Raw genomic sequence first — 15,490 nt, forward strand, 5'->3', positions numbered from 1 at the left:
AGGAGTTGCGCTGGTCCTGGCGCTTCCGGCGATGCCGGGCGCGGCCGGTGCCGTGGCGACGGCCGGAGCCGGCGGACGCGGACTGGCTCGCCGGGAACCCCTGGATCGGCCGGTTCGGAGACGAGACGGTCGCGGTCGCCGCGTTCGAGGGCCGGCGCTGGATCGTGCGGGAGCGCGACTGGCACGGCTGGCCCGATCCGCCGCGCTACGTGCTCCTGGTCGTCGAGGGCGAGACGGTCTGGGCGGCGCGGGACTTCGATCGCTGGCCGCGGGCGTGGCTGCTGCCGTAGCGGACGCCCTTAGGCGATCCGGGCGAGCTTCAGGGGCCGGGCCCGCCCCTCGGCACGGCGCGGGCGGATCTCGGAGCCGACCTCGACCTGCTGCCGCTCGCGGGCGATGAAGGCCGTGGGCATCTCGGCCTGCATCTCGGCCTCCATGGCGCGCAGGGTCGCGTCGGAATGGGCCGGGTGCAGGTGGATGATGGCGAGCGCCTTGACGCCGGCCGCCTTGGCGAGCTCGACGCCCTTCTGCCAGGTGGAGTGGCCCCAGCCCTTGCAGCGGGGATACTCGCAGTCCGTGAACATGCCGTCGTAGACCATCAGGTCGGCGCCCGCGACGAACTCGGCGAGCTTCGGGTCGGGCCACGGATCGGTGTGCTCGAGGTCGCTGATGACGCAGAGGCGCCGCCCCCCGTGCTCGAAGCGGTAGCCGACCGAGCCCTGCGGGTGGTGCAGCGGCAGGGTGTCGACCCGCAGGCCGTCGTCGAGGGTGACGCTCTCGCCGGCGCGGAAGCCCCGGTGGCGCAGGGTGCAGGGAATGACGTCGAGCGTAACCGGGAAGATCGGCGGAGCGAACAGGCGGTCGATGGTGGCCTCGGCCGAGGCGCCGTCGAGGTTGCCGCAATAGGTGGTGATCGTCCGCTCGGGATCGAACACCGCCGGCTTGAAGAAGGGCAGGCCGCCGACGTGGTCGAGATGAAGGTGGCTGAAGAGCAGGTCCACCTGTTTCGGGAGCGCGTCCCGGTGGTGCTGGCCGCAGTTGAACAGGCCGGTGCCGGCGTCGATCAGCACCATGCGGTCGCCGCAGGTGACCTCGAGACAGGGGGTGCTGCCGCCGAACTCGAGGTAGTCGGGGCCGCTGACGGGCGTGGACCCGCGGACGCCCCAGAACCGAAGGGCCAGGCCGCCGCGCGGGGCGGGATGCTTGGACATTCTCATACCAAATCGTTTGCCGGCCGCCCCGGTCCCGTCGAGGGATCAGGTACGGCCGATCGGGCGAGCGTCAATGCGTCCGCGAGGGCCCCGTGGGACCTTCGGGCGAGCCGACGTTCTGTGCATGGGAAAGAGGTGGGGGTCGGCGCCTTCCCGCGATGTGCGCGGGCGCACACGGTCGGGCCCTCGTCCCCGCAGAGCACCGGCATCGTCACCGCTGGGCAACGCGGGCGGGGGGCGCCTCGAAGGGCATCGGAGCGGGCACGGTCGGCACGCCCGTGAGCGCCACCCGCGCCAGGCGCGGCAGAGTCTCGGCGTAGCCCGTGACGAGCGGCGCGAACCGCGAGGGCGCCACGTCGAGGCGCGGCAGGCCGGCCACGGTGATGCCCGAGAGTCCGCTGCCCGGCGCGATCCACGCGGTCCAGACCGCCTCGGGCACCGGCGGCACGGCCTTCCGCGCCGGGATCAGCACCACCTCGTGCCCGGCATAGGCGAGCGCCTCCGGCCGGCTGACCTCGCCGAGGGAGCCGCCGCGCTGGGCATAGGCCGCCCAGAACGCGTTCTGGCCGCCGTCGGAATAGGTGGTGCGCACCGCCGCCGCACCGTCCTCGACGAGGGATGCGACCTTCGCGTCCTCCGCCGCGCGGCGGACGGCGACCGCCCCCTCCTTGGCGAGATCCTTCGAGGGCGCGAAGGCGTAGCGCCCGGCCTCGACCCGGACCTGAAGCTCCTCGCCCGTCGCCTCGAAGCGGTCGGAGCCCGCCTTGAGGTCGCGCCAGAAGGCGATGTTCGGGTCGGTGCGGTGGCGCGCCATGTTCAGGGCGCTCATGCGGAACGGGTAGGACTGGAACTGGAAGGCCGCCTGCCCTCCGGCCAGCGCCTCGCGGGCGATGGCGTAGATCTCGCCGACGCTCTGGTCGGTCATGGCGAAGCAGCCCATCGAGGAGCAGACGCCGTGCACCATCACCGCCGAGCCGGTGCCCCCGTGCGCCCGGTCGTAGGCGTTGGGATAGCCGATGTCGAAGGAGAGGTAGTAGCGGGAGTTCGGGTTCATCTGCGACTTCGGCACCGTGTAGAACCCCTCCGGGGTCTGGCGGTCGCCGGTCTTGCGCTTGGGCCCGAGCTGGCCGGACCAGCGGCAGATCGGGAAGGTCTTCACGTGGACGAAGCGGCCGCTCGCCGCCTTCTTCCAGACCTCGATCTCGGATTCCTTCTTGTAGGCCCGGAACAGCACCGGCGCCGAGGCGGAGGTGCCCTTGGCGGCCATCGCCGCCAGGGTGACGGCGGGGATCGGCGCCTCGGCCTTGGCGTTCTGGGCGAGCGCGGACCGGGCGAGCGGCAGGCAGAGCAGACCTGCGAGGATGGCGAGCCTGGCCGGCGAGCGAATCGGCATGGAGGGTCCGGGATATCGTGCGAGGCGCACGACCTCGACCGGGATGATCGCGCATTGGGGCACGGGTAAGGCTCGCCCCAGGCCGTTCCGGTGAAAAGCGTGCCGCTCAGGCATCGGCCGGCTGCGGAGCGTCCTGCCGCGCGGGCGTCGGCGGGCGGGCGTCGGCGGGCACCGTCACGGCGGCGACCGTGTTGCGCTCGACGGCGATGACCGCGTCGAAGGGCGCCAGCTCGGCCGGGTCGACGCCCTCAGGCAGGCAGACGACGAGGCCGAGGCCGGTGCGGGCCGCCCGCAGGGTGTCCAGGCGCTCGCGGACATCGTCCGCCTTGCCGCGCTCGTCGAGGATCGCCACGACGAGGATGTCGGGGCGCCGGGCGAGGCAGCGGGCGAGATCGATCGCCACCCGCTCGCGGCTGCCGACGCTGCCCTCGCCGAGGGCGCCGCCAGAGGGCCGCGGGTCGAGCCGGCTGTCGAGGCCGAGGCGGTAGACCGCCCGCTCCAGACCCTGCTCGGCCAGCACCCGCCGGGCGACGCCCCGCACCCGCGCCTCGGCGCCGGCCTCGCCGTAGGCGATGCGGCCGAACAGTAGGTTCTCCTCGAGGCTGGCGGCGACGTTGACGCGGTCGGGATCGTAGAACTCGATCGTGCCGGAGAGATGCGGCGGCAGCATCCGCGCGAAGGAGCGCCGCGCCTCGACGATGCGCTCCTCGAAGGGACCGTCGATGAGGCCGAAGCGGTGGCGGGTCTCGCTGTAGCGCAGGGCCAGGCCGATCAGCCGGTCGCGGTCGCGCTGGCCGGCGGGGCCGCGCCGCCAGGCGCTGGCATCGGCTTGGCGCCCGACGAGATCCTCGAAGTAGCCCCGCTCGCTCGCCGGGAACAGCGAGAAGGCGTCGAACAGGGGATGGTCGGCCGGCAGGTCGGCGAAGATCTCGACGGTCGAGCGGGCCACCTGCAGCCCGATCTCGCTCAGCGGCCGGGTCAGCTCCTCGGCCTCGAGCACGGCGCGCAGGTAGGGGTGCGCGGCGAGCGCCTCCCCCGCGAAGGTCGGCCCCACCGCCTCGCCGAACAGGATGTTCTCGCCGACCGTCGCCTGATGGTTGTAGAGCGCCGGGTCGAAGGGCTCCACGAGGCGCTCGGCGCCGTCCGCCGCCAGCGCCGCCCGCACCAGCCGCCGGGCGGCGACGAGGGCGCCGGCGAGCTCCGGCTGCGCGGCCGGGTCGACCCGTCCGACGAGGCCGCGGGTGTAGGCGAAGGCGTCGAGCCCCGTCAGCCGCAGGATCGTCACGAGGTCGCCCTCGGCGGCGTCCCCGGCCTGCGCGCCGTAGAGGATGTTCTCGCGCAGGCTCCCCTCGACCAGGATGGCCTCGCCCTGCGCCAGGGCGATGCGCCGGGCCCGCTCGGAGGGCTCGAAGCTCCGCATCTCGACGCCGTCGTAGGTGAGGCTACCGGCGGAGGGCTCGACCTGCCCCGAGAGCAGCGCCGCCAGCACCCGCGCGCCGCTGCCGCGGCCGCCGGTGATCGCGGCGTGGGAGGGCATCGGCAGGGCGAGGTCGACGCCGGCCAGCCGCTCTCCGCTCGCCGGATCATAGCCCCCGGCCCCACGGGCGGCGAGGAGGCCGGAGCGGGGCACCGGGCGGTCCGCCATCCCCCGCCGCCGGGCCGAGAGCCCGTCGAGGAGGCGGGCGACCTGCGCGAAGAGCGGCGCGGTCTCGGTGCGGGCGGAGAGCACGCGCATGCCGGCGGCCATCAGGATCAGGGCGACGGCGAAGGCGCCCGTCGCCGCGACGAAGGCGCCGGGCTCGACGGGGATGCCGCGGGGCGCGCCGGCATCGGCCGATCCTCGCCACAGCGCCGCGGCGAGCCCGATCGCGGGCAGGATCGCGGCGAGCACCAGGGCCGGCGTGCGCGCATAGGCGAGGCGCGCCTCGGCGCGGGCGAGGAGGTCCTTCGTCGCCCGCGCCTGAGCGTCGAGGCGGCGCGCCTCCGTGGCGCGGGTGCCGTGGGCGCGCACCGCCGGCATGCGTTGGACGAGATCGAGGAGACGGCCCTCTGCCGCGGCGCTCTCGCTCCGGCGCAGCGTCGCCCGCGCCGCGGCCCGGCGCAGCACGAGGAGCCGGGCGAGGCCCCCGGCCAGCAGGCCCGCCGCCGCCGCCGGCACGAGACGCGGCGCGGCCATGGCGGCGGTGAGAAGCGCCAGCACGATGCCGCCCAGCGCCAGCGCCGGCACCACGATCGCCACGGCGAGCATGCCGTCGAGGCGTCGCAGCATCTGGCCGACGAGGGAGGCGAGGCTGCGCAGTTCGTCCCGCGCACCGGGGGGCGCGACGAGGATCGCCTCCGTCACCTCCGCGCGCAGGGCCAGCACCGCCCGCGACTGGGCGCGGAAGCACAGGCCCGTGACGATCCAGCCGAGGCCGCCCATGGCGAGCGCCCCGAAGGCGACGCCGAGCAGCGCCGCTCGCTCCAGGTCGGCGGAGGAGAGCAGCCAGCCGTTCGAGACGACGATGTCCGGGATCGTGCCGGGCAGCGGCAGCACCACCCGCAGGAAGGGCTGGATCGCCGCCTCGTCGCTCATCAGCACGCCGACGAGATCGCGCAGGCACAGGAGCGTCAGCAGGCAGAGCCCGCCCCCGAGCCCCACGGACAGCGCGACCGCCGCCGCGTGCAGTCCCGGCGCCGCGCGCCAGGCGAGCCGGATCGGATCGCGCTCCATCGCCCTCGCCAGCCTCGTGCGGAACGGCGCGTTCCGCGAGCGCTCTGGGCTCTAGGGGATCGGCGGGGCCCCGCATAGGCGGCTCGTGTGCCGTGCGGCACGGCGCGGGCAGGTCCGAACCCGCGCGGGATCGGTTGTCGGCGAAGCGCGGGGCTTCTAAAGCCGGAGACACCGAGCCCGTCCTCCATCGACACCGAAGTCCGGCCCGACATCATGTGCGAACTGCTCGGCATGAGCGCGAACGTGCCCACCGACATCCGCTTCTCCTTCGCGGCGCTGGCGCGGCGGGGCGGCGAGACCGGCCCGCATGTCGACGGCTGGGGCATCGCCTTCTACGAGGGCGGCCGGGGCTGCCGCAGCTTCCACGACCCGGAGCCGAGCGCCCGCTCGGAGCTCGCCAAGCTCCTGCGCAACTACGCCATCAAGAGCCGGGTCGTCGTCGCCCATGTGCGCAAGGCCAATCGCGGCCGGGTCTCGCTCGAGAACACCCATCCCTTCAGCCGAGAGCTCTGGGGCCGGCGCTGGACCTTCGCCCATAACGGCCAGCTGCGCGGCGTGAAGAAGCTGCCCCTCGGCGGCTTCCGGCCGGTGGGCTCCACCGACAGCGAGCACGCCTTCTGCTGGATGCTCGGCCGCCTTCAGGCCCGGTGGCGGGACGCGCCGAAGGCGGAGGGGCTGGAGCGGGCCGTGGCGGAGCTCTGCGCGGAGCTGCACGGGCTCGGCGTGTTCAACATGCTGATGACCGACAGCCGCACCCTCTACGCCCATTGCGGCAAGCGGCTCTGCTACATCACCCGCCGGGCGCCCTTCGGGATCGCGACCCTCATCGACGAGGACTGGCGAGTCGACTTCGCCCAGGAGACCACCGAGCGGGACGTGGTGAGCGTCGTCGCGACCCAGGCGCTGACCCGCGACGAGACCTGGACCGAGATTCCCCGCGGGCGGATGATCTGCCTGCGCGACGGCGAGGTCCGGCTGCTGCCGGATCGGGCCCGCCGAACCGCCCCGAGCCGCGAGGGCACGGACCACAACGTACGCTTGTCGACGCAGGGCTGTTGACGCAGGACGGCCAAGCTCCGACCCTGGGGTGCGCCGGCAGGCCCGATACACTACATGTCGGCTCAAGATCACGGCCCGCACGGAGCGCCGCGCGGGCGGCCACCCCTTCGAAACCAGACGAGCCATGCGACCCGACGAGACCGAGACGCGCACCGATCGCGACAACGACGGACGCCCGAACCTGTCGGCCGGCATCCGCAGCCATCTCGGCGAGCACCTGCGCACCGCCTACGAGGCGGTCAGCCAGGCCGAGATGCCGAACCGCTTCGCCGAGCTCGTCGAGCAGCTCGAGGCGGCGCTGCGCGCCCGCGGCGAGGCCATCGAGCCGGAGTTCCGCAACGGCCTGCTCGCGGCGGTGCCGTCGCTCCGCGCCTTCGCCCTCTCGCTCACCTCGAACCCGGCCCGCTCGGACGACCTCGTGCAGGACACCCTGCTCAAGGGCTGGCAGCACCGGGCCCGCTTCCAGCCGGGCACCAACCTCAACGCCTGGCTCTTCACGATCCTGCGCAACGTCTTCTACTCGGACCACCGCAAGCGGGTCCGCGAGGTCGAGGATCAGGACGGCTCCTACGCCGCCCGGCTCGCCACCGCCCCTCACCAGGGCGACCGGCTCGACGTCGAGGACCTCCAGACGGCGCTGGCGAAACTCCCGCCGGACCAGCGCGAGGCGCTGGTGCTCGTCGGCGCCGAGGGCGTCTCCTACGAGGAGGCCGCCTCGATCATGGGCTGCAAGGTCGGCACCGTGAAGAGCCGCGTCAGCCGCGCCCGCGGCCGCCTCGCCGAGCTGCTCGGCTACGACGAGGAGGACCTCGCCTCCGACCGCTTCATCCAGTCGGCCATGCCGAAGGAGGCGTGAGCGCGGGGCGCGGGAAGGAACTTTCGCCCGCGCCCGCCAACAAGGAATGCGACCGTCGCGGCCTGCCTAAACGATGGGCAGATCGAACAAAGTGATTTTCTGACGCATCCGTTCGGGACCTGACGCGTTACTGGCCCAAGCTCCGCCATGCGAGCCGGGAGAGCCCGGTACCGCGGCGGGCCCGTCCAAGAACGGAGACACCAGAATGAACGTCAAGACGCTTCTCGCCGCTTCGGCGATCGCCCTCGCCCTGCCCATGGCCGCCCAGGCCCAGGGCCTCGTCCGCGGCGCCGAGCAGGGTGCTCGTGACGGCGGCGACGCTGCCGGCCCGGTGGGCGCCATCGTCGGCGGCGCGGTGGGTGCGGCGACCGGCACGGTCGGCGGCATCCTCGGCGTGGACGACCGTCCCCGCTTCCGCTCCTACGTCCGCGAGCGCAACGTGCGCTCCTACGACTACGACGGCCGCGTCGCCGTGGGCACGACCCTGCCGACCAGCGGCGTGACCTACTACGACGTGCCGGACCAGTACCGCGTCCAGCCGGGCTACCGCTACACGGTCGTCAACGACCGTCCTGTGCTCGTCGACCGCGGTCACCGCATCGTCGAGGTCATCGACTGATCGGATCGGCCTCGCGGCCAGAAACCGCGGGCCGAGACAGGCCCCCGCGCTCCGGCGCGGGGGCTTTTTCATGTCCGCGGCAAGGTCCGGCGTAGCCGAGGCGTGGGTTTTTCACACGGCGGGCGCAACGGGTCCGCACGAGGACCGTTGAGACCGCGACGGATACTGTATCGGACGATTGTCATGAGCGACGAAACCGACGCGCCCGCCCTGCCCGAGCCGGTGCGCGACCATCTCGGCCAACAGCTGCGCGCCGCGCTCCAGACCGAGACGCAGAAGCCTGCCTTCCTCGGCGACGAGGAGAGCGTACCGGAGCCCTTCGCGCCGCAGATCGAGCGGCTGGAGACCCGCCTCAAGACCCATCGCCACGGCACCGAGGCCGTCGAGCGAACGCTCGACGGCCTGCTCGACGATCTCGGCGTCGCCCCGAAGGCCGGCGCCTGAGGTCAGACCTTCGGCCGGGTCGCGAGGATGTCGCGGATCTCGCCGAGGATCTTCACGTCGGCGGGGACCTCGGCGACGGCCTCGGGCTTCTTCTCCTCCTTGGCGATGAGCTTGTTCATGGCGCGGATCACCATGAACAGCACGAAGGCCACGATCACGAAGTTGATCGCCACCGTCAGGAACTGGCCGTAGCCGAGCACCGCGCCCTGCTTCTTGGCCTCCGCGTAAGCGAGGCCGCCCTGCACCTTGGAGGACAGGGGCACGTAGTAGTTCGAGAAATCGAGGCCGCCGGTGACGGCGCCGATGACCGGCATGAACAGGTCCTGCACCGCCGAGGTGACGATGGCGCCGAACGCCGCGCCGATGATGACGCCCACCGCCAGATCGACGACGTTGCCGCGCAGGGCGAACTTCTTGAATTCCTCGAGCATGAACGGGCCTCCGGGCGTTCTCGACGCGGACGGAGCCTAGAGACCCGGCCGAGCGTCCGGCAAGCGCCCGGGCGCTCCGCTCCACCGCTCGTTGCGAGGCCCGCGCCGGGACCCCTCAGAGTTCGGCCGGCTGCGGCAGCGGCTCCCGCGCCTCCTGGCGGGCCCGGCGGCGGTACTGCGCCGCCCCGAAGGGAATGCCGATCAGGTAGGCGATGCTCACCGTCACCATCGCCTCGAAGGGGAAGCTGATGAAGATGCCGAAGATGGCGACCCCCGCCAGGAAGATCGGCAGCACGAGGCCGCGGGGCACCCGCTTGCCCATGGTCTTGCCGGAGTAGGTCGGCACCGTCGAGACGACGAGGAGCGCGATGGCGAGCACGTATGCGAGCACCACCGGGGCGGCCCAGGTCTCGAAGGTGAAGCCGAGGAAGTGCAGGTAGAGCGGCAGCATCGCCGTCATCGCGCCGGCGGGCGCGGGCATGCCGACGAAGTAGTCCTTCTTCCATTCCGGCCGGGTCGGGTCGTCGAGCATCGCGTTGAAGCGGGCGAGCCGCAGCGCCATGGCGATGGCGAAGATCAGCGCCACGATCCAGCCGACCGAGCGCAGGTTGTGGAGCGCGAAGCCGTAGAGGATGAGCGCCGGCGCGCAGCCGAAGTTGACGAAGTCGGCGAGCGAATCGAGCTCCGCCCCGAAGCGCGAGGTGCCCTTGAGGAGCCGCGCCACGCGCCCGTCGATGCCGTCGAGCACGGCGGCGACGATGATGGCGATGACGGCGGGCTCGAACTTGCCCTCGAAGGCCAGCCGGATCGCGGTCAGCCCGAGGCAGAGCGCCATCAGCGTGATCATGTTCGGCGCGATCATCCGGAACGGCACCGGCTTGAAGCGGCGCGGCTTCGGCTCGTTGGCGTCCGGCTCGAAGGGCGGGAAGAGATCGTCCAAGCGGCGTCTCCCTCAGATGCGGCGGAAGCTGCGCTCGGGGCCGCCGCCGAGATCGGCGAGCACCGTCTCCCCGGCCACCGCCTTCTGGCCGAGACCGACGAGCACCCGCGTGCCGGCCGGAAGGTAAACGTCGACCCGCGAGCCGAAGCGGATCAGCCCGAAGCGCTCGCCGGCCGCCAGCGTCTCCCCGGCGCCGACGAAGCCGACGATGCGGCGCGCCACGAGGCCGGCGATCTGCACGACGCCGATCCGCACCGGGCCGGTGGACTGCGCGGTCTCCACGACCATGCCGTTGCGCTCGTTGTCCTCGCTCGCCTTGTCGAGCTCGGCGTTGAGGAACAGGCCCGGCGTGTAGTGGACCTGCCCGATGCGGCCGGCGACCGGCATCCGGTTCACGTGGCAGTCGAACACGTTCATGAAGACCGAGACGCGGGTCATCGGCTCGGGCGGCAGGTCGAGCTCGGGGGGCGGCAGCACCGTCGAGATCAGGTTCACCCGACCGTCCGCCGGGGAGACGACGAGCCCGTCGCCAACCGGCACCACCCTCTCGGGGTCGCGGAAGAAGTAGCAGACCCACAGCGTCAGGATCAGGAAGATCCAGCCGAAGAACTGCGAGAAGTAGCCGGCGAGCACCGTCAGCACGATGCCGATCAGGATGAAGGGGTAGCCCTCCTTGTGGATCGGCACGAGGACCCGGCGGATCGTCTCGAAAAGATCGGTCATGCTTCCCCGGGCGCGTTCGAACGGCGTCCCGCCGGATGGCAGGGGCGGCCGGGCGCGTCAACCTCGGGGGCCGATCGGCCCGCCCGAGGAGGCCGCTCCGCCATGACGATCGAGACGCTGAAGACCCTATTGAGCCTGCTGTCCTTGCCGGCCGTGATCCAGGCCGGCGGGCCCATTCTGCTGGAGCGGGACAAGCGGCGCCACGAGCGCAGGATGATGGCCGCGGCGCTCGCGGGTGCGGTAACCGGCGTCATCGATCGCACGCAGCGGGCGCGCTACGCGGAATTCTTCCGAGACAGTCGTGACCGGCTGGCATGGGGCGAGCCCGTGGACTTTCGGTCGGCCTTCGTGCTCTGTCCCGCCCGCGACCCGGTGTGGGAGGCGCATCTCGGCAGGCTCGGATATCTTCCCGTCGAGGTCTGCGAACCCATCGTCCGCTTCTTCGAGTCGCTCGGGACGATCCGGCTGCACATCGCGAAATTCTATGCCGGCGAGTTCGACCCACAGCCCGCGGTCGCCATGCGGCTCCTCGATCAAGGCCTCGCTCTCTGGTCCGACATGGAAGCGGACGCCGCCCTCCTGACGGCGGAGTTGCGGCGCCTCGCCCGCTAACGCGAAACTCACTCCGCTGGCAGCGCCTCGGGCAGGCGCTCGTGCTCCGCGGGAGGCGGCGATGTCTCCTCCCCGGCGCGGTTGAGCACGGCGCGAGCCTCGTCGACCTCCCGCTGGCGGTTCCACATCGCCGCATAGACCCCGTCCGCCGCGAGCAGGTCGCCATGGCGGCCCCGCTCGACGATGACGCCCCGGTCGAGCACCAGGATCTCGTCGGCGTTGACGACGGTGGAGAGCCGGTGGGCGATGACGAGCGTGGTACGACCGCGGCTCACCCGGTCGAGCGCATCCTGGATCTCGCGCTCGGTGAAGGAATCGAGCGCCGAGGTCGCCTCGTCGAGGACCAGGATCGGCGGCCCCTTCAGGATGGTGCGGGCGATGGCGACGCGCTGCTTCTCGCCCCCCGAGAGCTTGAGGCCGCGCTCGCCGACGGGCGTGTCGAACCCTTCCGGCAGGGCGTCGATGAAGCGGTCGATCTGGGCGAGGCGGGCGGCCTCGCGGACCTGCGCGGGGGTCGCGTCCCAGCATCCGTAGCGGATGTTGTAGCCGATGGTGTCGTTGAACAGCACCGTGTCCTGCGGGACCATGCCGATCGCCGCGCGCAGCGACTCCTGCGTCACCGCGGCGATGTCCTGGCCGTCGACGAGGATGCGGCCGACTTGCGGCTCGTAGAAGCGGAACATCAGCCGCGACAGGGTCGACTTGCCTGCCCCCGACGGCCCGACGATGGCCACCGTCTTCCCCGGCGGCACCTCGAAGGAGATGCCCTTCAGGATCGGCCGCTCGGGGATGTAGGCGAAATGCACGTTCTCGAACCGCACCGCTGCGGAGCCGGCGACCAGCGGCGCGGCGCCGGGCCGGTCGGCGATCTCCGGGTTCTGGTGGAGGATGCGGAACATGTCGTCGATGTCGATGAGCGCCTGCTTGATCTCCCGGTAGATCATGCCCATGAAGTTGAGCGGCATGGAGAGCTGCACGAGCATCGTGTTGACGAGCACGAAGCCGCCGAGCGTCGTGCGCCCGGCCATGATGTCGCGGGCAGCGAGCCACATCACCACCGTCATGCCGATCGTGAAGATCACCGCCTGTCCGGCGTTGAGCACGGCCAGCGAGACGTAGGTCTGCGTCGAGGCCTTCTCGTACTTCGCCATCGAGCCGTCGTAGCGCTCGGCCTCCCGGCGCTCGGCGCCGAAATACTTCACCGTCTCGAAATTGAGCAGCGAATCGACCGCCTTGGTGTTGGCCTCCGTATCGGAGTTGTTCATCCGGCGCCGGATCTCGATGCGCCATTCCGTGGCCTTGTAGGTGAAGCCCAGGTAGACCGCGACCATCACGAAGACGACAGCCGAGTAGAGCCAGTCGAACTCGTAGGCGAGGATGCCGAGGATCAGCACGAACTCGACGATGGTCGGCACCAGCGTCAGCACCATCAGGCGCGACAGCTCCTCGATGCCGGCGCGGCCCCGCTCCAGCACGCGGGTGAGGCCGCCGGTCTTGCGCTCCAGGTGGAAGCGGAGCGACAGGCGGTGCATGTGCTCGAAGGTCTGGAGAGCGAGGCGGCGCACCGCGTGCATCGCGACCTTGGCGAAGAGTCCGTCGCGCACCTGCGTCAGCGCCGACATCACCACCCGCGACAGGCCGTAGAGGCCGATCAGCAGCATCGGCGCGGCGAAGAGCCCCGTGGGCAGCGCCTCGCCGGGCTTGTCGCCCGTCGCGGCGACGAGGGCGTCCGTCGCCCACTTGAAGGTGAAGGGCGTGACCATCGTCGCGAGCTTGGCGACGAGGAGCAGGCCGAAGGCGAGGAACACCCGCCGCTGGAGATCGGGCCGGCCGTGGGGCCAGAGATAGGGCCAGAGCCGGCGATAGGTCGTGAGGAGGCCGGGACGCTCCAGGGGAGCGGGCTCGGTCCCCGGCGCGGGCGCGGGGTCGGATGCCATGGGGGATCTGCTGCCGGGAGGTGCTTTGGGGAGGAACGTGCCTCGCATATAGGCGCGGCGGGCCCGGTCCGCACCCGCCGCGTCCGCCGGCCCGATCATGCGCGCCGGACACGGGTAGCGGGTCACGCCGGCATGCGGCCTATCCGCGGCGCTCCGCTTCCTTCGGCAGCACGAAGATCTGGCCCGGATAGATGCGGTCGGGGTCGCGGATCTGGTCCTGGTTGGCGTCGTAGATCACCGTGTAGCGGGTGCCGCGCCCGTAGACCCGGCGGCTGATCTGCCAGAGGTTGTCGCCGCGGGCGATGCGGGCCGTGCCGATCTCGGGGACGAAGACGGCGCCGGGCGCAGGCGGGGCCAGCGCCATCTCGGCCGGGGCGGCCTCGGCCACGCCCTTATCCGCTATGCCCGTATCTGCCACGTTCTTATCCGTCGGCGCCGCTGCCTGGCCTCCGATCGGAGCGGGATAGCCGCGCGACGGCGGGATCGCGCTCGGAGACGCGGGCGCCGTGCCCGCGATCCGGCGCGAATCGGATGCGGTGCCGAGCGGGGCCACAGGTGCGGCCGCGGAGCCCGAAGCGGCCGGCGCGGATGGCGTCGGGGACGCGGCGGCCGGATTGCCGCCGGGCTTGCCGTGCTCGGCGACCCGGGCCGCGCGATCGGGGACGGTGAAGGGCACCTCGGAGCGGGCGCGCACCGCGCCGGTGACGGAATCGACCTGATCGATGCGGATCCTGTAGGTGCCGGGCGCCACGCCCTTGCCGATGGTGAAGCTGACCCGTCCGTCGGACCCGACGCTGGCGGGCGCCACCAGGGTGTCGTTGAGATAGAGGCGCAGGGTCGCCCCCTGCGGAGCCATGCCGGCGATGTCGAGGCGTCCGCCCTCCTGGGCATCGACGCTCACGATCCGCAGGGGCGCGGCATCCTTCGCGGCCGCCGTCGGCGCGGCGGGCCTGGAGGGCGCCGCCTCCGCCGCCTTCCCCTGGGGTGCGGGGGACTTGGCGACGCCGTCCCGGCCGCCCAGCGTCTTCGGCGGCCCTGGCGCCGGCTTCGCGTCGGCGACCTTGCCGGTCGCCGTCTGCGGCGGTGCATCGGGCTGCGAGAGCACCACGGTCGGGCGGTCGGGGGCGGTCAGGGCGACGAGGGGCTTGGCCTTTCGGTCGTCGGCCACCACCACGGACACGGATTGCGGGGAGCGCGCGGGCCGGCCCTGCGCATCGGTGATCCGCAGGGCGAGCTCGCTCGCGCCGGTCTTCAGCGCCGGGGGCACCAGGGCGAACTGCCCGTTCGGATCGGTGAGCGCCCGCGCCACCGCCCGCCCGTCGACCAGAAGCTCGACGGTCGTGTTCGGCGCGCCGCGGCCGGCCACCACCGTCTCGCCGTCCGGCTCGACGCGCACGATGTCGAAGCCCGGCACCGCGGCGGATCTCCGCGCGCTCTCGGGAGCCGGCTCGGACGGCACGCCGGCCGCTTCCGCGGAACGGGTCTCGGGAAGCCTGCTCTCGGGAGACCCGCTCTCCGGCGGCTTGGCCGCCGTTCGGGCGTCCGGCTTGGCCTCCGAGTCCGGGCCGGCGCGGGGCGTCGCGTCTGCGCTCGGACCCGGAGCGGATTGCACTGGCGTCCGCTCCTCGGCGCCGCGGCGCAGGATCTCGCCGCCGCCGAACAGGATCGCGACGAGGCCCAGACCCGCGACGAGGCCCGCGAGGGCGAGGGAGAGGTTGCGCCGTAACTCAGCCGTCATGCCGTCCCCGTAGTGCGGCGGCGCGGGGCGCACCGCCAGCCTCGGCCCGAAGGTCGGGATGCCCTAAAAAGCGTCAAGGGCGGCTCCATATTACCTTATGGGACCGGAGCACCAAACGCGGCGGGCCTCCGCGGCAGTGAATCGGCCCGAAAATCAGCGGTTTGCCGCAGAATCCGGTGCGCGAGCCCGGTGAGAGGAAGCGAGGGGGCGGATGGCGCCGGTTGAGACGGTCTGTGTCTATTGCGGCTCCGGCTTCGGCCGCGACCCGGCCTTCGCCAAGGCCGCCCGCGACCTCGGCGCGGCGCTCGCGGCGGAGGGCGTCGGCCTCGTCTACGGCGGTGGCAATGTCGGGCTGATGGGCACCGTCGCGCAGGCGGCGCTCGACGGGGGCGGCCACGTCACCGGCATCATCCCCGACTTCCTGAAGTCCCGCGAGCGGATGCTCGACGCGGTGCAGGAGACCATCGTCGTCGGCGACATGCACACCCGCAAGCGCTTGATGTTCGAGCGCTCCGACGCCTTCGTGGCACTCCCCGGCGGCATCGGCACGCTGGAGGAGCTCGTCGAGCAGATGACCTGGGCGCAGCTCGGGCAGCACCGCAAGCCGATCCTTCTCCTGTCGATCGGCGGATTCTGGACGCCGCTCCTCGACCTCCTCGACCACATGGCGAGCGAGCAGTTCATCCGCCCCGGCCTGGAGCTGAGCTACCTCGTGGCCGAGGACGTGCGCCAGGTGATGCCGATGCTCCGCGAGGCGCTCGCCGACGCGCCCCCGACCCCGCAGGCGGAGGCGTTCGTCAGCGAGCGGCTGTAG

15 protein-coding genes are annotated in these 15,490 nt (G+C 72.3%); 7 read left to right on the top strand and 8 right to left on the bottom strand.

Annotated elements, in window-relative coordinates:
- Positions 1-47: 47 nt before the first annotated feature.
- Complete coding sequence (locus MFF04_RS01215; RefSeq protein WP_238273668.1) at positions 48-290, top strand: hypothetical protein; 243 nt, start codon at positions 48-50, stop codon at positions 288-290.
- Between the two features lie 9 nt (positions 291-299).
- On the opposite strand, the gene MFF04_RS01220 is transcribed toward MFF04_RS01215, so the two are convergent.
- The 3 genes from MFF04_RS01220 to MFF04_RS01230 form a co-directional block, all read right to left on the bottom strand.
- A complete protein-coding gene (locus MFF04_RS01220) occupies positions 300-1,211 on the bottom strand; it encodes an MBL fold metallo-hydrolase (RefSeq protein ID WP_238273669.1) in 912 nt (303 codons plus the stop codon).
- 211 nt (positions 1,212-1,422) lie between these two features.
- Positions 1,423-2,604: a L,D-transpeptidase family protein gene (locus tag MFF04_RS01225; protein ID WP_238273670.1), complete on the bottom strand. Its 1,182-nt coding sequence runs from the start codon at positions 2,602-2,604 to the stop codon at positions 1,423-1,425.
- 106 nt (positions 2,605-2,710) lie between these two features.
- Positions 2,711-5,317 carry an ABC transporter ATP-binding protein gene (locus MFF04_RS01230; RefSeq protein ID WP_238273671.1) on the bottom strand — a complete coding sequence of 869 codons (2,607 nt, stop codon included), beginning with the start codon at positions 5,315-5,317 and terminating at the stop codon, positions 2,711-2,713.
- 213 nt (positions 5,318-5,530) lie between these two features.
- Here MFF04_RS01230 and MFF04_RS01235 point away from each other — a divergent pair, with 213 nt between their 5' ends.
- From MFF04_RS01235 to MFF04_RS01250, 4 genes are all read left to right on the top strand, one after another.
- A complete protein-coding gene (locus MFF04_RS01235; protein WP_238273672.1) occupies positions 5,531-6,376 on the top strand; it encodes a class II glutamine amidotransferase in 846 nt (281 codons plus the stop codon).
- A 124-nt stretch (positions 6,377-6,500) separates the two neighbouring features.
- On the top strand, positions 6,501-7,232 hold the full coding sequence (locus MFF04_RS01240; RefSeq protein WP_238273673.1) for a NepR family anti-sigma factor: 732 nt from the start codon (positions 6,501-6,503) through the stop codon (positions 7,230-7,232).
- Between the two features lie 205 nt (positions 7,233-7,437).
- Positions 7,438-7,851, top strand: a complete 414-nt coding sequence (locus MFF04_RS01245; RefSeq protein WP_238273674.1) for a DUF1236 domain-containing protein — start codon at positions 7,438-7,440, stop codon at positions 7,849-7,851.
- Positions 7,852-8,034: 183 nt separating this feature from the next.
- On the top strand, positions 8,035-8,295 hold the full coding sequence (locus MFF04_RS01250; protein ID WP_238273675.1) for a hypothetical protein: 261 nt from the start codon (positions 8,035-8,037) through the stop codon (positions 8,293-8,295).
- 2 nt (positions 8,296-8,297) lie between these two features.
- On the opposite strand, the gene mscL is transcribed toward MFF04_RS01250, so the two are convergent.
- The 3 genes from mscL to MFF04_RS01265 all read right to left on the bottom strand — a co-directional run bounded on the left by mscL (position 8,298) and on the right by MFF04_RS01265 (position 10,389).
- Complete coding sequence (gene mscL, locus MFF04_RS01255) at positions 8,298-8,726, bottom strand: large conductance mechanosensitive channel protein MscL (protein ID WP_238273676.1); 429 nt, start codon at positions 8,724-8,726, stop codon at positions 8,298-8,300.
- Positions 8,727-8,841: 115 nt separating this feature from the next.
- Positions 8,842-9,666 (bottom strand): CDP-diacylglycerol--serine O-phosphatidyltransferase, encoded by an 825-nt coding sequence (gene pssA, locus MFF04_RS01260; RefSeq protein WP_238273677.1) that lies wholly within the window; start codon positions 9,664-9,666, stop codon positions 8,842-8,844.
- A 12-nt stretch (positions 9,667-9,678) separates the two neighbouring features.
- The gene (locus tag MFF04_RS01265) at positions 9,679-10,389 is read right to left on the bottom strand and encodes a phosphatidylserine decarboxylase (RefSeq protein ID WP_238273678.1); all 711 of its coding nucleotides are present in this window, start codon (positions 10,387-10,389) and stop codon (positions 9,679-9,681) included.
- A 102-nt stretch (positions 10,390-10,491) separates the two neighbouring features.
- On the opposite strand from MFF04_RS01265, the gene MFF04_RS01270 reads away from it, so the two are divergent.
- Positions 10,492-11,001 carry a hypothetical protein gene (locus tag MFF04_RS01270; protein WP_238273679.1) on the top strand — a complete coding sequence of 170 codons (510 nt, stop codon included), beginning with the start codon at positions 10,492-10,494 and terminating at the stop codon, positions 10,999-11,001.
- Between the two features lie 8 nt (positions 11,002-11,009).
- Here the strand turns inward: MFF04_RS01270 and MFF04_RS01275 are convergent, their stop codons facing one another.
- Both MFF04_RS01275 and MFF04_RS01280 read right to left on the bottom strand, forming a co-directional pair.
- Positions 11,010-12,938, bottom strand: coding sequence for an ABCB family ABC transporter ATP-binding protein/permease (locus MFF04_RS01275; protein WP_238273680.1), 1,929 nt, complete (start codon positions 12,936-12,938; stop codon positions 11,010-11,012).
- A gap of 139 nt (positions 12,939-13,077) precedes the next feature.
- Positions 13,078-14,676, bottom strand: a complete 1,599-nt coding sequence (locus tag MFF04_RS01280) for a LysM peptidoglycan-binding domain-containing protein (RefSeq protein WP_373319926.1) — start codon at positions 14,674-14,676, stop codon at positions 13,078-13,080.
- Positions 14,677-14,887: 211 nt separating this feature from the next.
- Here MFF04_RS01280 and MFF04_RS01285 point away from each other — a divergent pair, with 211 nt between their 5' ends.
- A complete protein-coding gene (locus tag MFF04_RS01285) occupies positions 14,888-15,490 on the top strand; it encodes an LOG family protein (RefSeq protein WP_238273681.1) in 603 nt (200 codons plus the stop codon).

Origin of the sequence: Methylobacterium jeotgali, from assembly GCF_022179345.1 — a bacterium.
GTDB lineage: Bacteria > Pseudomonadota > Alphaproteobacteria > Rhizobiales > Beijerinckiaceae > Methylobacterium > Methylobacterium jeotgali.

What these genes read in the sequence shown, in the direction of transcription:
- MFF04_RS01220 (WP_238273669.1), bottom strand. Translation starts at nt 1,211, where the DNA reads ATGTCCAAGCATCCCGCCCCGCGCGGCGGCCTGGCCCTTCGGTTCTGG.
- MFF04_RS01225 (WP_238273670.1), bottom strand. Translation starts at nt 2,604, where the DNA reads ATGCCGATTCGCTCGCCGGCCAGGCTCGCCATCCTCGCAGGTCTGCTC.
- MFF04_RS01230 (WP_238273671.1), bottom strand. Translation starts at nt 5,317, where the DNA reads ATGGAGCGCGATCCGATCCGGCTCGCCTGGCGCGCGGCGCCGGGACTG.
- MFF04_RS01235 (WP_238273672.1), top strand. Translation starts at nt 5,531, where the DNA reads ATGTGCGAACTGCTCGGCATGAGCGCGAACGTGCCCACCGACATCCGC.
- MFF04_RS01240 (WP_238273673.1), top strand. Translation starts at nt 6,501, where the DNA reads ATGCGACCCGACGAGACCGAGACGCGCACCGATCGCGACAACGACGGA.
- MFF04_RS01245 (WP_238273674.1), top strand. Translation starts at nt 7,438, where the DNA reads ATGAACGTCAAGACGCTTCTCGCCGCTTCGGCGATCGCCCTCGCCCTG.
- MFF04_RS01250 (WP_238273675.1), top strand. Translation starts at nt 8,035, where the DNA reads ATGAGCGACGAAACCGACGCGCCCGCCCTGCCCGAGCCGGTGCGCGAC.
- mscL (WP_238273676.1), bottom strand. Translation starts at nt 8,726, where the DNA reads ATGCTCGAGGAATTCAAGAAGTTCGCCCTGCGCGGCAACGTCGTCGAT.
- MFF04_RS01265 (WP_238273678.1), bottom strand. Translation starts at nt 10,389, where the DNA reads ATGACCGATCTTTTCGAGACGATCCGCCGGGTCCTCGTGCCGATCCAC.
- MFF04_RS01270 (WP_238273679.1), top strand. Translation starts at nt 10,492, where the DNA reads ATGACGATCGAGACGCTGAAGACCCTATTGAGCCTGCTGTCCTTGCCG.
- MFF04_RS01275 (WP_238273680.1), bottom strand. Translation starts at nt 12,938, where the DNA reads ATGGCATCCGACCCCGCGCCCGCGCCGGGGACCGAGCCCGCTCCCCTG.
- MFF04_RS01280 (WP_373319926.1), bottom strand. Translation starts at nt 14,676, where the DNA reads ATGACGGCTGAGTTACGGCGCAACCTCTCCCTCGCCCTCGCGGGCCTC.
- MFF04_RS01285 (WP_238273681.1), top strand. Translation starts at nt 14,888, where the DNA reads ATGGCGCCGGTTGAGACGGTCTGTGTCTATTGCGGCTCCGGCTTCGGC.